Genomic DNA, 15,430 nt, shown 5'->3' with positions numbered 1-15,430 from the left:
TTTGGCACAGACTGGCTTAGAATGTATCTTCTTGCGGCCTGTTTATGCCTGGATGCCGTTTTTTCACTCAAAAGGATCTGATTTTCGATGCTGTTCAACCTGAAAAAGTTCTTTGGCGCTCTGCTGATGCCGCTGCCGCTGTTGATGCTGCTGATGGGGCTGGCGCTGCTGCTGCTGTGGTTCACCCGCTGGCAAAAAAGCGGTAAGACGATTTTCACGCTGAGCTGGCTGTTTTTACTGCTTTTCAGCCTGCAACCGGTGGCCGACCGCCTGCTGCGGCCGATCGAAGCCGAATACCAGACATATCGCGGCAACGATGCGGTCAGCTACATCGTGGTGTTGGGCGGAGGCTATACCTACAATCCCGACTGGGCACCCAGCTCGAACCTGCTCGGCAACAGTCTGCCGCGCGTGACGGAGGGCGTGCGGCTCTATCTGGCGCACCCTGGCGCCAGGATGGTGTTTACCGGCGCGCCCGGCGGACGCATGCAGAGCAACGCCGCCACGGCAGCGCTGGTAGCGGAAAGCCTGGGCGTGCCGCGCAGCGACATAGTGATCCTGGGGGAACCGCGCGATACCGAGGAAGAAGCCGCTCAGGTAGCCAAGTTGGTCGGCGAACACCCCTTCCTTCTGGTGACTTCCGCCAACCATCTGCCGCGCGCCATGCGTTTCTTCGAGGCTAAGGGCCTGCACCCGATCCCGGCCCCGGCCAACCAATTGGCGATCGACTCGCCGCTGAATATCTGGGATCGCGCCACGCCGTCGTCCATGTTCCTCGGCCATACCGAGCGCGCCTGGTATGAAACGCTGGGCAGCCTGTGGCAACGGCTGAAAGGCGTGGATAGCGCCGGCGCCGAGTAAGGCCCCGTTCAACCGGCCAGCCAGGGCAGCAGCTGTTGCGACGCATAGTCGAACGGCTGCCGCTCCAGCTTGCCGGTATGGATCAAACGCCCTACCGCTTCCCACACCACGTACAGCCAGCGCCGCGCCAGGAAAGCGTCGGCGACCGGCGCCCGCTGCAGATAGCTGAACAACAGTTGGCTGGGCATGCCCGCTTCGCAGAGGCGGAAAAGATCGTATTCGCGCGGCGCCCACAGCACCACACCGGGATTAAGCATCGCCAACAGCTGATCGCTTTTGGGATCTTTCAACATGCTGCGCAGCGACAGGTTACCGTGCACCAGGACACAGGGATCGTCGAAACCGACGAAGAAATGGGTCAGCGCTTCGCGCGTGCGGTACAGCAAACGCCGATCTGCCATGGTCAGCTGCGGGGTAGTGAGATTGACCACCGTCGCCCACAGCACTTCGACCCGCTGTTGATACCAGCAAAACCAGTCATTCTCCTGCGTACTGTCAACGGTGCCGACGCTGCCATGGCTGTCGATGCGGTGCCAGGCCAACATCCCGTCAACGATCTGCTCCATTAACATGTTCCAGCGATCCGGCGAACGCGTTGGCGCTTCGGCCGACACGCCGCGCAGACGCTCGATCAGCAGGATTTCCGTATACGGCGCCTGGTGGGTGCATACCACGCCGTACACCGTGGGCAGGCGGATATCCCCGTCGCGCGCCAGCATCGACAGCTTGTACGCCTCCTGCTGGGCGATGCCCTGGCAGATAAAACTTTTCGCCATCAGCGGGATAGCGTTGCCCTGGCGATCGTACAGTGAATACATGTGCGCATAAGGCTGTTCGCTCACCCGCTCCAGCCGGCTGACGGACTCACCCAGCACGATGCTCAGTTCGGCGCGTAACTGCTCCATAAGGCATTCACCTCAGGCTAATAAGGGGGGTATGCGTAACATCATCGAACGGTGAGCGGAAAAATTCTTCAACGCAGATCAACAAAACGGGGATCAATAATGGGAGGTATTGCATCGTCGGCGCGTTGCGCGCCGCGCCGACGAAATCAGGCTCAGGGTTGAATGCTGTCGCGCACGCGCTGGAGATCTTCCGGCGTATCGACCCCCACGCTCGGGACCGCTTTCGCGACCGCCACGTGGATTTTTTCACCGTACCACAGCACGCGCAGCTGTTCCAACAGCTCGATCTGCTCCAACTGGCTCGGCGCCCAGCTGACGTAGCGGCGCACGAAACCGGCGCGGTACGCATAGATGCCGATGTGGCGCAGCAGGCTGTCGCCGATGCTCTCCTTCGACGCGGCGAAACGCTCGCGATCCCAGGGAATGGTGGCGCGCGAGAAGTAAAGCGCGTAGCCCTGCGCGTCCATCACGACCTTCACCGCATTGGGGTTGAATGCCTCTTCGGCGCTGTCGATCGGCACCGCCAACGTCGCCATGCCGGCCTGACTTCCCGCCAGGTTTTCCGCCACCTGCCGCACGATAACGGGTGGGATCAGCGGCTCATCGCCCTGCACGTTAACGATGATCTGGTCGTCGGCAAAGCCGTAGTGCGCGATCACTTCCGCCAAACGCTCGGTGCCGGAATGGTGATCCGGGCTGGTCATGCACACTTCGCCGCCGGCGGCTTCCACCGCTTTGGCGACTTCAGGGTGATCGGTCGCCACGATGACCCGGCTGGCGCCGGACTCACGGGCGCGTTCCATCACGTGCACCACCATCGGCTTGCCGTGAATATCGGCCAGCGGTTTGCCCGGCAAACGGGTTGAGGCGTAGCGGGCGGGAATAATAGCGATAAAACTCATGCGTGCTTCTCGTCCAGCGACAGCGCACGCGCTTCATTTTCCAACAGCACCGGAATGCCGTCGCGCAGCGGGTAAGCCAACCCGTCCGCTTTGCACACCAGCTCCTGGTTTTCTTTATTGAAATAGAGTTTGCCGTTGCATACCGGGCAGGCAACGATTTCGAGTAAACGGTGGTCCATGCATCCTCCGCAAGGGGATAGGTCATCTGGGAAGGCTGTGAGGATAGCATAACGCCCGGCCTCAGGTTAATCATCGGCGGCACCAAGCCGCCGATATTTCCTCATGGCGCCCGCGCAACGGCTTGAACTGCGGCGCCACACGGCGTAGAATTTTGTGATTAAAATCACAAAAAAGACCGTAATACGTGATCAAACGTCTGCATAAAATCATCGCTCTGTTCGCTAACTTCAGCCACTGAGCCCCCTTTGTAACGAGCGGCGCTTAACTTCGTTTTACCCCACCGACGGCGTCGCTCGTTATCCCACTTCCCAGCCGGCTCCCCATTCAGCGGCCAACGCCGCCGGAATGTCGCCCAGCGCAACGCGTTGCGCGCCGTGCCAATGAGCCGTGCGCGCGATGGCTTGCCGGATATCCTGCGTTCGCTGTTTGCCGAAGCGCACCTGCGGCTCCGCATGGAAACTGATGATCTCGAAGATGCCCTGGCGTCGGTGCGCCTTGGCATCAATCCGCCCCACCAGGTCGCCCCGATGCAGCACTGGCAACGTGAAGTAACCGTAGCGGCGTTTTTCTTTCGGCGTGTAACACTCCAGCCGATAGTCAAAGTTGAACAGCTCCAGCGCCCGACGACGATCCCACACCACCGGATCAAAAGGCGACAACAGGCTGGTGACCGTCGATTTGAGTTTGCCCTGCTCCGCCAGCGGCAGCAGTTCCGCCAGTGATTCATGCACATAAAACGGCCCTTCCAGCCCCTCGACCCGCACCGGCATAATCTCGCCCTGCTCCTGCAGCGCTGCCAGCAAGGCTTTTGGCGCCACGCGCTTCAGCCGATAGTAGTCCGCCAACCACTCGGCGCGGAAAATGCCCAGATAGCGGCAGGTGCGGCACAGCATCTGCCGGCGCGCCTGTTCCACGGGCAGCGCATGCCGCGCATCGTCCCAGGCCGGCAGCAGCCTTTCGGTCAGATCGTAAACCCGGTGGAAGTTGCGACGTTCGGCCACCATCAGCTTGCCGGCGGTAAACAGGATCTCCAGATGCCGTTTCTCCGGTTTCCAGTCCCACCACCCGCTGTTGCCCTTCTTCTCGGCGCTGAAATCCGCGGAGCGCACCGGCCCCTGTTGTTCGATGTGCCGCAGCAAGCTGTCCATCGCCGCCTGGTGCTGCTGCACCCAGTCGGCGGAGTATTTCCAGCCCATATCATGCGGCGCCAGCATGCGGTGGCGCAGCAGACCAAAATCTTCGATCGGCAGGAAACAGGCCTCGTGCGCCCAATACTCGAACAGCTTGCGGCCGGCGAGCGCCTGCTCAAGCCACTCCGGCTGATAGGCTCCCAAACGGCTGAACAGCACCAGATACGGGCTGCGAGCAACGACGCTAATGGTATCGATTTGTAACAGCCCCATGCGCTGGATCGCACTCACGACATCATCGGGCCGAGCCTGGCGTTTAAGCGGAGAAAGTAGCCCCTGGGCGGCAAGGTGCAGCGCGCGAGCGGCGGTAAGGGAAATGGTCGGGGTGGTCATCCTGATATCCGTGGCGAGTAGGCAATGGCCTGATAATAGTGGATATCGCGGGATTTATCTTCGCCAGTGCTTGCGGGTGGCGACACCGGCACTGGCGAGGAAGGAGGATGCGATCAGAACGCGATAACGTCTGCCGCGGACAGCCCATGCGAGCTGCGATAGATCGAGAACTCAACGTTCTGACCTTCGTTCAACGACTTATTTTTGGTGTTGGCGATAGCGTTGCGATTGACATAGATTTCGTCGCTGCCATCTACCGGTGAAATAAAACCATAGCCTTCGGCCTGATTAAACCATTTCACACGGCCCATTTTTAACACAGTATTTTTAAACATAACTTATATCCTTTTACTTGAGCATCCTTGACAACGTCATTTTTTATATTGTCTGGACGCTACCAGCCCATCCTAAAGTTTTTCGTAACAAACCTCTCGTGAGCAAAAAATTAAAAAACCCGCACTAAGGCGGGCTTGTTGAACTTAATATCTTCCGCATGACTCAGCGCTGAAGCGTCACCATGGTTGTATTAAGATCTCTTTATACGCGTTCCCTGTCTTCTTACAGAGCAACTACGTTGGCGGCAGCCGGCCCGCGCGGGCTGTCCTGGATGGTGTACTCGACGCGCTGGCCTTCAGCCAGGGTCTTGAAACCGTCGGTCATGATTGCGGAGAAGTGTACGAATACATCTTTGCCGCCATCGTGCTGCTCAATGAAACCAAAACCTTTGCTTTCGTTGAACCACTTAACTTGACCCGTCTTCTTAGACATTACTTTTACCTTTAAATATATTTACAAAATCTGCCATAAGAGGCAATTGCGGCCATTTCAGAAACATTACTTATGGGAGGTACTTAGAAGGTTCGTCTTTGAAGCGGAATCGGATGATAACGTTTTTGGAGGAACTGCTTAACTCTAAACTCGAACATAAATAGGTCTGGATTACAGGCCGACTTGCATTTACTCATAAAAATGGTGAATGCACAAGGGGTTTATTGCATTAAATTCATAAATACGCCGAATTTATTTTTATCCCTCTGAATATGCATGACTTAATTTAACGCTCGCCGCGGCCGAACCATCGCATTCCCCTCCTCACCGGGGCATCATTTGTCCGTCCGTGCGCTGCAAATGAGAGCTAACGCATAAAACTCTAATATGCTTGCCACGTCTATAACAAATCCCAAATCAGATGGCTAAACTTGAGGGGAAAACAAGGCAGACGGCTTTTTCGCCAGCACTTTTGCCGCTAAAAACACTATTTTTCAGATTATGCTGAATCAAGGAGCTATGCGCATGACCGCCCAGCAGTTCGTTTCACCTAATGAAATCCGCGCCAGATTCTCTCACGCGATGTCGGACATGTACCAAAAGGAGGTACCGCTGTACGGCGATCTGCTGGAACTGGTGGCGGAAACCAACCGACAGGTTCTGCGCGAAGATGCCGCACTGGCTCATCAACTGCAAATCACCGGCGAGATCGAACGCCTTGCGATGGAGCGCCACGGCGCGATCCGGGTCGGCACGGCGGACGAACTGGCCACCCTGCGCCGTCTGTTCTGGGTGATGGGCATGGCGCCGGTCGGTTACTATGATCTGTCGGTGGCGGGCGTTCCCGTGCACTCGACCGCCTTTCGCGCCGTACACGAAGACGCCCTGCAAATCAGTCCGTTCCGCGTGTTTACCTCCCTGCTGCGCCTGGAGCTGATAGAAGATCCCGCGCTGCGTGAGCTGGCTGAGCGCTTGCTGGCGCGCCGCCGCATCTTTACCGATCGCGCGTTGGAACTGATCGCGCTGCAGGAAGCGCAAGGCGGGCTGAATGAGGTGCAGGCGCAAGAATTTGTCGAACAAGCGCTGGAAACCTTCCGCTGGCACAACCAGGCGACGGTCAGCGCCGAAGAATACCGGCAGTTGCACGATCAGCATCGCCTGATCGCCGACGTGGTGGCGTTTAAAGGGCCGCATATCAATCATCTGACACCGCGCACGCTGGATATCGATCGCGTTCAGCAGGCGATGCCCGCCCGCGGCATTACGCCCAAGGCGGTCATCGAGGGCCCGCCGCGTCGCCGTCGCGCGATCCTGCTGCGCCAGACCAGCTTCAAGGCGTTGGAAGAACGCGTCGATTTCGTCGAGCATGACGGCCGCGTCGTCGCCGGTCATCATACCGCGCGCTTCGGCGAGATTGAACAGCGCGGTGTGGCGCTGACGACTAAAGGAAGAGAACTCTACGACCGCCTGCTGAAGGCCACCAACGATGCGCTGCAGGCGCCGCCGAGCGAGAAAAATGCCGAACGCTATTATCAGCTGCTGGAAGAAAACTTCCGGGCGTTTCCGGATGATTACGCCACGCTGCGCGAGCAACAGCTGGCCTGGTTCCGCTATTTCCCGACCGAATGCGGCCTGGCGGCCAAAGAATCACTGGATAAGCACAGCACCCTGGAGCAACTGATCGAGAAAGAACACGTTCGCTTCCAGCCACTGGTATATGAAGATTTTCTGCCGGTCAGCGCGGCGGGGATTTTCCAATCGAATCTGGGGGACAGCCGCCATACACAGTACAATGCGGCGTCAAGCCGGGCAGCGTTTGAACAAGCGTTGGGCAGTGATGTGATCGACGAGCTGGCGCTGTATCAGCAAACCCAGCAGCGCTCGCTGGAAGCCTGCGCGCAAGCCTTGGGGCTTGTCACGCTGGCATCCTGAGATTACTTGGACAGCAGGGACTCGATATCCTGCAGCAGTTGCTCAGCCTGAGCGGACGGTAGCACCGCATCAACCGGTAGATACCACCAATTGGGCTGGGCAAAGGCGCGACACTTCACCGCGTCCTTCTCCGTCATCAACAGCGTTTGATCTGCATTAACCAACGCCGCCAGCTGCGCCTGCTGATATTCCTGATGATCGGCAAACGCCACTTCCTGCACGACTTCGACGTTCAACTTTTCCAACGTCGCGAAGAAACGCGGCGGATGGCCGATACCCGCCATCGCCACCACGCGCGGCAGCTCGGCCGCCGGGCGACGTTCACCGCTCAGCAGGTTCACCGCATCACGCGCCTGCAGACGCATGGCAATTTCCCCGGCCTGCGCCACGCCGCCATTGGCGACGCGCGCATCGACGCTGCCAAGCCGCGCAGCGCGCTCGCGCATCGGCCCGGCCGGCAACCACCAGCCGTTACCGAACCGACGCACACCGTCGATGACCACCAGCTCGAAGTCACGCTGTAAAGCGTAGTGCTGCAAGCCGTCGTCGGTGATGATCACATCCAGCGGCTGTTGTTGCAGCAGAGCCTGCACCGCCTCGGCGCGCTTGGGCGCGATCGCCACGGGCGCCCCGGTACGCTGATAAATCAGCACCGGCTCATCGCCCGCCTCGCGGGTCGACGTATTCTGACCCAGCACCAGAGGATAGACCGCTGACTTGCCGCCGTAGCCGCGCGACACCACCCCAACTCGGTAGCCCCGTTGCTGCAGGTGCTCCACCAGCCAGATCACCATCGGCGTTTTGCCGTTGCCGCCGGCGGTGAGATTACCCACCACCACGACCGGCACCGGCGAACGCCAACTTTTACGCAGGCCGCAGCGGTAACTAAGGCGGATCAGCCAACTGAACAGGCCATACAGCCACGAGAGCGGCAATAGCGCCAGATAAAGCAGCGAACCGCCGGACCAGATGCGCTCAATCATTATTGACCAAACTGCATACGGTGCAGCTGCGCATAGGCGCCCTGCCGCTCAAGCAACTCGGCGTGCTCACCGCGTTCGACGATGCGGCCGTCTTCCACTACCAGGATCTCGTCCGCCTTTTCAATGGTCGACAGACGGTGCGCGATCACCAGTGAAGTTCGGTCTTTCTGCAGTTCGTCCAGCGCGGCCTGAATGGCCCGCTCGGACTCGGTATCCAGCGCAGAGGTCGCCTCATCCAGGATCAGGATCGGGCAGTCGCGCAGCAGCGCGCGCGCGATGGCGATGCGCTGGCGTTGGCCGCCGGACAGCATGACGCCGTTTTCACCGATCACCGTATCCAGGCCATTTTCCATCTTGTTGATGAAGTCCATCGCGTACGCCATTTCGGCCGCTTTTTCGATCTGCTCGCGGCTGTATTCGCTCTCACGCGCATAGGCGATATTGTTGGCGATGGTGTCGTTGAACAGGTGCACGTTTTGCGAAACCAGGGCCACCTGATTACGCAGTGAGGCCAGGGTGTATTCGCGCAGATCGTGGCCATCCATCAGAATTTCGCCTTCCTGGATATCATAGAAACGCGTCAACAGGTTGGCGATGGTCGATTTCCCCGAACCGGAACGGCCCACCAGCGCTACGGTCTTGCCTTCGGCGATGTTCAGGTTGATATCACGCAGCGCCGGCGTTTCCTTGGACGGGTAGTAGAAGGTGACATTGCGGAATTCGATATCGCCTTTCGCGCGCTTCACTTCGCGGGTGCCGGTATCTTTTTCCTGTTCCATATCCAAAATGGAGAACAGCGTCTGGCACGCCGCCATCCCGCGTTGGAACTGGGCATTGACGTTGGTCAGCGACTTCAGCGGACGCATCAGTGCAATCATCGACGAGAACACCACGGTAATGGTACCGGCGGTCAGGGTTTCCATCACGCTTGGGAAGCTGGCGGCAAACAGCACGAACGCCAGCGCCAGCGAAGCGATCAGCTGAATGATCGGATCGGAAATCGAAGACGCGGAAACCAGCTTCATGCCTTGCTGACGCATGCGGTTGCTGACCGAATTAAAGCGCTCGGTTTCCACCTGCTGGCCGCCGAAGATCAGCACTTCTTTATGGCCTTTCAGCATCTGTTCGGCGCTGGTGGTCACCTGCCCCATCGTGTTCTGCATGTTCTTGCTGATGTTGCGGAAACGCTTGGACACCAGGCGAATGGCAATGGAGACGATCGGCGCCAGCACGATCAGGATCACCGACAACTGCCAGCTGTAATAGAACATCATGATGAACAGGCCAATGATCGAAGCCCCTTCGCGCACCACGGTCACCAGCGCGCTGGAAGAGGAGGAAGCCACCTGTTCGGAATCATAGGTAATGCGCGACAACAGGGTCCCGGTGGACTGTTGATCGAAGAAGGCCACCGGCATTCTCATCATGTGGCCAAACAGGCGGCGGCGCATCTGCATCACCACCATGCCGGAAACCCAGGAAATGCAGTAGCTTGAAACAAAGCTGGTTACGCCGCGCATCAACATCAGCGCGATGACGGCCAACGGCATCCACACCAGCACGCTGCTGTCGGTTTTTCCAAACCCATCGTCCAATAGCGGTTTAAGCAGAGACAGCATCAGCGTGTCCCCCGCTGCGTTCATAATCAACGCAATGGCGGCTACAATCAGCCCGGTCTTAAAAGGAGTGATCATCGGCCAGAGTCGACGGAATGTCTGCCAGGTCGAGAGATCTTTATCATTCATCATGCAAATACCAGCATCGGAAGAAATAGCGGCCTATTTTACTCATTATCACCCTCTACGCCAAACCGCTGATGGTACCAACGGGGCATTAATTGTTCGCGAAAGCCCTTAATTTGCCAATCGTTGTCGAAAAAAAGTACCGATAACTGGCCGGAGCGCGTCGTATCGCGCCATATAATGCCATTTGCCCGGTATCTGGCGACCACTTTACGCGCCGGCAAACGCCATTTGTTGTAACGAGATGCTGACGCCAATGCCGCCTGAGGATTGATCGCGCGCAGAAACGGCGGCGTTGAAGAGGTTCGGCTGCCATGATGCCCCACCTGCAACACCGTCGCCGCCAAGCGATCGCGCCGCAATCGGAGCAGCTGCGCCTCCGCCTTTTTTTCCGCGTCGCCGGTCAGCAGCAGGCTGTGTTTCCCGTCGTCGATACGGATCACGCAAGAGTCGTCATTGCCCGGCTTTTTACGCGTTTTCGGCGGCCACAGCACTTCGAATTGCAACCCTTGCCAGCGCCAGCGCTCACCGGCGACGCAGGGCAAGTGCCCCTCCCCGCGCATCGGGCTGCGTACCGTAGCCCCTGGAAACGCCCGTCGCACCGTCGGCAGGCCACCGGTATGATCGAGATGATCATGGCTGATAATGATCTGTTCCAATTCAATCCCCCGCCAGTTCAACATTGGCAAAATATGCCGTTCGGCGGCGCTGCCGCCCGGCCAACGATCGCCGGTATCGTACAGTATTCCCTTGCCGTTTCGCTCAATGACCACCGCCAAGCCGTGCCCGACATCGAGCATATCGACTCGCCAGCGGTATCCCGGCTCTTTTTCCCGCCACAGCACACAGCATATCGCTACCGTCGCCAGCCCCGGTGCATAACGCCGCCACCAATGAAAGCGCCAACAGACGACGATGAGCCACCCCGCCGCGCTGGCCAGCAGCGAGGCAGCCCCCAGATCCACCCAACCGCGTTGCAGGTAATGCAGCGGCACAAACACCCAGTGCAGCGTGAAGTCCGCCAGCCACCATAGCCCGTAGCTTAACGAGGGAAAGAAGCCAAATATCACCGCCAGCAAAATCAGCGGCACCGTCACCAATGAGACAATAGGTACCGCCCACAGATTGGCGGGTAGCGAGGTCAACGTCAGGCCCAGAAACAGCGCGGCCTGCATCGGCACCAGCAGCAGCGTCATGCCGAGCTGAATATGCAGCCAGCGCACCGGCGCCCAATACCAGGCCGACCGGAATCGCTCACCGAGCGGCGCCCATTCAAACCAAAAAATCAGGCAACCTACCGCCAGCACCGATAGCCAGAAACTGTCTGACAATACCGCCAGCGGATCGCACAGCAAAATCAGCCCGATACACCATAGCCACACCTGCCAGGAAGAACAATGAACGCCACGCAGGCGCAGCAACATCCACAATGTCATGGCCAACACGGTACGCACCGCCGGCGGCTGGGCGCCCACCAACCAGACATAGATCAGCGTCGCCACCCAGCCCGCGACCAGGGGAAAACGATAGCCAATCAGATGGGAGAGCAGAAAAAACTGCAGCGCCCGCAGCGCAGCCCAGAACAAAATGGCGACCATCGCCACATGAAGCCCTGAAATGGCCATTAAATGCGCAATGCCGGTTTTCAGCATCAGCGTGCGTAAAGGCTGTTCCAGCGCGGTTCGCTCCCCAAATGCCAGCGCCAACAATACCGCCTTGTAACGCAGCTCACCGATGTTGGTTTCCGCATGGCTGATTATGCGCTGACGCAGGCTACAACCGCCATCCAGCAAACGGGCCTGCCTGACCAGGCCCGTCAACGGCTGGCGCTGTGCGATCGCCCAACGTTGGCTGTCGAAGCCCCCTTCATTGAGCTTGCCGTGCACCGGCCGCAAGCGCAGTTTCAATTGCCAACGCTGCCCGGCGCACAGCCGCTGCTGTTCCGGGGCCCATAGCGTGGTAAACATCAATGCAGGCGCCAGCCAATGGCCATCGATCCGCTCGATACGCATTAGCGTCTGCTTGCTGGCGGCCGGATTCAACGCGATGCTGCTTACCTGCATCACCGCCGTCACTTCCGGCCCGCGGCTCAAACGCTCCATTTGCCCGATCAGGCTTCCGGCATTGAAAACCGCCCACGCGAACCCCAACCCCAGGCAGGCCAAATAACGGCAGAATGGCCTGCGCGTGCGCAGCAGTAAACAGACAACAAGCAAAAGCGGCCACAGCAGCCATTGCTCAGGCAACTGCGGTAAAACCAACAGCGGCAGGATGCCGCAGATAACGGCGAATATCGCCAGATCCAGCGAAATTTTGATCGCTTTTCTCCCATCGGCTCCGCCATGAGCAAAGACGCGTCACGGCAAGCAAGCAGGATCATTCAGGCGACACGTCGCCGCCAGCGGGCTTTAACGAAGATGCGCTGAACATGGCAGGATAAGAGAGATCTATGCAGGAGCCACATCGTCAATGCGGCGCAGTACGCAACTCGCGAGCGTGTCGCGGAGAATTGCAGGCAAAAAAAACGGCGCCTTACAGGCACCGTTTTATATTCTTTTCAAGCAACAACGCTATGAGCAGTCAGCGACTAGCCATAGATATTGGCGCGGTCACGCAACTCTTTGCCTGGTTTGAAGTGAGGAACGTACTTGCCGTCCAGCTCAACTTTGTCACCGGTTTTCGGGTTGCGACCTACACGCGGGGCACGGTAGTGAAGAGAAAAACTGCCGAATCCGCGGATCTCAATGCGTTCGCCCTCGGCCAGCGTAGCGGCCATGTGCTCAAGCATCTCTTTCACTGCATCCTCAACGGCCTTCGCCGGAATATGAGATTGCTGGCCAGCAAGTCTTTCAATAAGTTCAGACTTGGTCATAGTACCTCCAAGCTTTGCAGCTAAACTACCGTATCGGGGCGGTCAGAGACCGCCCCCCGTCATTACTCGCCTTTAGCCGCTTTGAAAGCTTCAGCCATTGCGTTAGAGAAGTTGCCTTCTTCCTGTTTGTTGTTAACAGTTGCGATGGCGTCTTTCTCGTCAGCTTCGTCCTTAGCACGTACGGACAGGCTTACAACGCGGTTCTTACGGTCAACGCCGGTGAATTTAGCTTCAACTTCGTCACCTACGTTCAGAACCAGAGTTGCATCTTCAATGCGGTCGCGAGAGGCTTCAGATGCACGCAGGTAACCTTCTACGCCGCCTGCCAATTCAACTGTAGCACCTTTGGCGTCAACTGCAGTGACTTTACCAGTAACAATAGCACCTTTCTTGTTCATAGACAGGTAGTTATTGAACGGGTCTTCAGCCAGTTGCTTCACGCCCAGGGAGATACGCTCGCGCTCTGCGTCAACTTGCAGAACAACCGCAGCGATTTCGTCGCCTTTCTTGTATTCACGTACTGCTTCTTCGCCTGCAACGTTCCAGGAGATGTCAGACAGGTGAACCAGGCCGTCGATGCCGCCGTCCAGGCCGATGAAGATACCGAAGTCAGTGATAGACTTGATTTTACCTTCAACGCGGTCGCCCTTGTTGTGGGTCTCTGCGAACTGCTGCCATGGGTTGGATTTGCACTGCTTCAGGCCCAGGGAGATACGACGACGTTCTTCATCGATGTCCAGAACCATCACTTCCACTACGTCGCCCACGTTAACAACTTTGGACGGATGGATGTTTTTGTTGGTCCAATCCATTTCAGAAACGTGTACCAGACCTTCAACGCCTTCTTCGATTTCCACGAAGCAGCCGTAATCAGTCAGGTTGGTTACACGGCCAGTCAGCTTGGTGCCTTCTGGGTAACGTTTCGCGATAGCAACCCATGGATCTTCGCCCAGCTGTTTCAGGCCCAGGGATACACGAGTACGCTCGCGGTCGAACTTCAGCACTTTAACAGTGATTTCATCGCCAACGTTGACGATTTCGCTTGGATGCTTAACGCGTTTCCAAGCCATGTCAGTGATGTGCAGCAGGCCGTCTACGCCGCCCAGATCAACGAATGCACCGTAGTCAGTGAGGTTCTTAACGATACCTTTAACTTCCATGCCTTCCTGCAGGTTTTCCAGCAGTTGATCGCGCTCAGCGCTGTTCTCGGATTCGATAACCGCACGGCGAGAAACGACAACGTTGTTGCGCTTCTGATCCAGCTTGATGACTTTGAACTCAAGCTCTTTGCCTTCCAGGTGCAGAGTGTCACGTACCGGACGCACGTCAACCAGGGAACCTGGCAGGAACGCGCGGATGCCGTTCAGCTCGACGGTGAAGCCACCCTTCACTTTGCCGTTGATAACACCGGTTACAGTCTCAGCTTCTTCGTAGGCTTTTTCCAGCGTGATCCAAGCTTCGTGACGCTTAGCTTTCTCACGGGACAGCAGGGTTTCACCGAAGCCGTCTTCAACAGCATCCAGAGCAACGTCAACTTCGTCACCAACCTGGATTTCCAGCTCGCCCTGGGCGTTTTTGAATTGCTCAGCCGGGATGGCAGACTCAGATTTCAGACCGGCGTCAACCAGTACGATATCTTTGTCGATAGCAACAACGACGCCACGAACGATGGAACCCGGGCGGGTTTCGATTTCTTTTAAGGATTCTTCAAAGAGTTGAGCGAAAGATTCAGTCATGTTGTTAATCTTCAGGGTTCTTTAGTTTAACGTCCATTTAGCGTCCCGCCGAATGGGGTTGTTTCACATACCCCGCCATTGGCTCCATGCCGACAGGGTTTAAGGTTACAGGGGTAAAATTTTACCCGATATATTGCGATACCGCTATGACAAATATGACAAAAAGCCAATAGCGCCGCCGCGCTTATTGCTGCGGCAACGCCAACACTTTCTGTGCATACGTCAACGCCTGCCGGATCACTTCTTCAATCGACATGCTGGTAGAATCCAGCACGAGGGCGTCAGAAGCGGGCACCAGAGGCGCGATAGGCCGATTACGGTCACGGTCGTCCCGTTCCTTTATCTCGGCTAAAAGACGTTCAAAGTTAACATTAAAGCCCTTTTCCTGCAACTGCAGCATGCGGCGGTGCGCGCGCTCCTCCGAGCTGGCGTCGAGGAAAATCTTGACCGGCGCGTCCGGGAACACCACCGTGCCCATGTCGCGGCCATCGGCAATCAGGCCGGGGGCCTCGCGAAACGCGCGCTGGCGGCGCAGCAGCGCCTCGCGCACGCGCGGAAACGCCGCCGCTTGCGACGCGGTGTTGCCGACGGTTTCGGTGCGGATCTCATTGCTGACGTCCTCACCTTCCAAAATCACTTGCAGCTTGCCGTCCTGGGCAACGAAGCGAACATCGAGATGTGCGGCCAGCGGAACCAGCGCTTCCTCAGAAGTGATATCCACCTGATGATGCAACGCCGCCAGCGCCAGCACGCGATAGATCGCGCCGGAATCCAGCAAACGCCAACCAAGGGACTCGGCCAACGCTTTACACAGCGTGCCTTTGCCTGCGCCACTTGGTCCATCAACGGTTATCACCGGGGCTGTAGCCGTCATTTCTCTCTCCTTCAGGTAGAAAACCTCACAGAGACACGGCGCGCTTCGACTCGAAGCCCGGGCGCTCTGTCACCTGCCCAATCAGGGGCAAATACGGTGGCGTATTATACGCTGCCCTACGGCGATCTGTTACCCTGGAACTGTCCGGTTGT

The 15,430-nt window shown here is 57.8% G+C and carries 14 protein-coding genes; 2 read left to right on the top strand and 12 right to left on the bottom strand.

Translation table 11 applies throughout. The features are described from left to right. Positions 1-87: 87 nt before the first annotated feature. Complete coding sequence (gene elyC, locus ACP3TA_RS14290; protein ID WP_033642569.1) at positions 88-861, top strand: envelope biogenesis factor ElyC; 774 nt, start codon at positions 88-90, stop codon at positions 859-861. A gap of 8 nt (positions 862-869) precedes the next feature. On the opposite strand, the gene ACP3TA_RS14285 is transcribed toward elyC, so the two are convergent. From ACP3TA_RS14285 to cspE, 6 genes are all read right to left on the bottom strand, one after another. Beyond that, positions 870-1,766 carry a YcbJ family phosphotransferase gene (locus ACP3TA_RS14285; RefSeq protein ID WP_033642568.1) on the bottom strand — a complete coding sequence of 299 codons (897 nt, stop codon included), beginning with the start codon at positions 1,764-1,766 and terminating at the stop codon, positions 870-872. A 152-nt stretch (positions 1,767-1,918) separates the two neighbouring features. Then, positions 1,919-2,668: a 3-deoxy-manno-octulosonate cytidylyltransferase gene (gene kdsB / locus ACP3TA_RS14280; protein ID WP_033642567.1), complete on the bottom strand. Its 750-nt coding sequence runs from the start codon at positions 2,666-2,668 to the stop codon at positions 1,919-1,921. After that, a complete protein-coding gene (locus tag ACP3TA_RS14275) occupies positions 2,665-2,847 on the bottom strand; it encodes a Trm112 family protein (RefSeq protein WP_004928237.1) in 183 nt (60 codons plus the stop codon). The genes kdsB and ACP3TA_RS14275 overlap by 4 nt, the downstream gene beginning before the upstream one ends. Positions 2,848-3,144: 297 nt before the next feature. Next, entirely contained in the window at positions 3,145-4,371 is a 1,227-nt protein-coding gene (locus ACP3TA_RS14270) for a winged helix-turn-helix domain-containing protein (RefSeq protein WP_089196850.1), read from the bottom strand. A gap of 113 nt (positions 4,372-4,484) precedes the next feature. After that, on the bottom strand, positions 4,485-4,706 hold the full coding sequence (locus tag ACP3TA_RS14265) for a cold-shock protein (RefSeq protein ID WP_004928241.1): 222 nt from the start codon (positions 4,704-4,706) through the stop codon (positions 4,485-4,487). 223 nt (positions 4,707-4,929) lie between these two features. After that, the gene (gene cspE, locus ACP3TA_RS14260; RefSeq protein WP_004928244.1) at positions 4,930-5,139 is read right to left on the bottom strand and encodes a transcription antiterminator/RNA stability regulator CspE; all 210 of its coding nucleotides are present in this window, start codon (positions 5,137-5,139) and stop codon (positions 4,930-4,932) included. A gap of 525 nt (positions 5,140-5,664) precedes the next feature. On the opposite strand from cspE, the gene hglS reads away from it, so the two are divergent. Continuing rightward, a complete protein-coding gene (gene hglS, locus ACP3TA_RS14255; protein ID WP_206196414.1) occupies positions 5,665-7,071 on the top strand; it encodes a 2-oxoadipate dioxygenase/decarboxylase HglS in 1,407 nt (468 codons plus the stop codon). Positions 7,072-7,073: 2 nt separating this feature from the next. On the opposite strand, the gene lpxK is transcribed toward hglS, so the two are convergent. The 6 genes from lpxK to cmk all read right to left on the bottom strand — a co-directional run bounded on the left by lpxK (position 7,074) and on the right by cmk (position 15,278). Further along, complete coding sequence (gene lpxK, locus ACP3TA_RS14250; RefSeq protein ID WP_042784110.1) at positions 7,074-8,054, bottom strand: tetraacyldisaccharide 4'-kinase; 981 nt, start codon at positions 8,052-8,054, stop codon at positions 7,074-7,076. Further along, a complete protein-coding gene (gene msbA / locus ACP3TA_RS14245) occupies positions 8,054-9,802 on the bottom strand; it encodes a lipid A ABC transporter ATP-binding protein/permease MsbA (protein WP_033642563.1) in 1,749 nt (582 codons plus the stop codon). Before msbA ends, lpxK begins: the two co-directional genes overlap by 1 nt. 35 nt (positions 9,803-9,837) lie before the next feature. Continuing rightward, positions 9,838-12,114 (bottom strand): ComEC family protein, encoded by a 2,277-nt coding sequence (locus tag ACP3TA_RS14240; protein ID WP_423153212.1) that lies wholly within the window; start codon positions 12,112-12,114, stop codon positions 9,838-9,840. Positions 12,115-12,383: 269 nt separating this feature from the next. Then, a complete protein-coding gene (gene ihfB, locus ACP3TA_RS14235; protein WP_004928264.1) occupies positions 12,384-12,668 on the bottom strand; it encodes an integration host factor subunit beta in 285 nt (94 codons plus the stop codon). Between the two features lie 62 nt (positions 12,669-12,730). Continuing rightward, positions 12,731-14,404, bottom strand: coding sequence for a 30S ribosomal protein S1 (gene rpsA, locus ACP3TA_RS14230; protein ID WP_004928267.1), 1,674 nt, complete (start codon positions 14,402-14,404; stop codon positions 12,731-12,733). A 184-nt stretch (positions 14,405-14,588) separates the two neighbouring features. Then, positions 14,589-15,278: a (d)CMP kinase gene (cmk, locus tag ACP3TA_RS14225; protein ID WP_004928270.1), complete on the bottom strand. Its 690-nt coding sequence runs from the start codon at positions 15,276-15,278 to the stop codon at positions 14,589-14,591. Positions 15,279-15,430 lie beyond the last annotated feature (152 nt).

The organism is Serratia sp. 2C06 (genome assembly GCF_050037615.1).
In the GTDB taxonomy this organism is placed as follows: domain Bacteria; phylum Pseudomonadota; class Gammaproteobacteria; order Enterobacterales; family Enterobacteriaceae; genus Serratia; species Serratia ureilytica.
The sequence above is the reverse complement of the archived record's forward strand: the minus strand, read 5'-3'. Positions and strand labels throughout refer to the sequence as shown.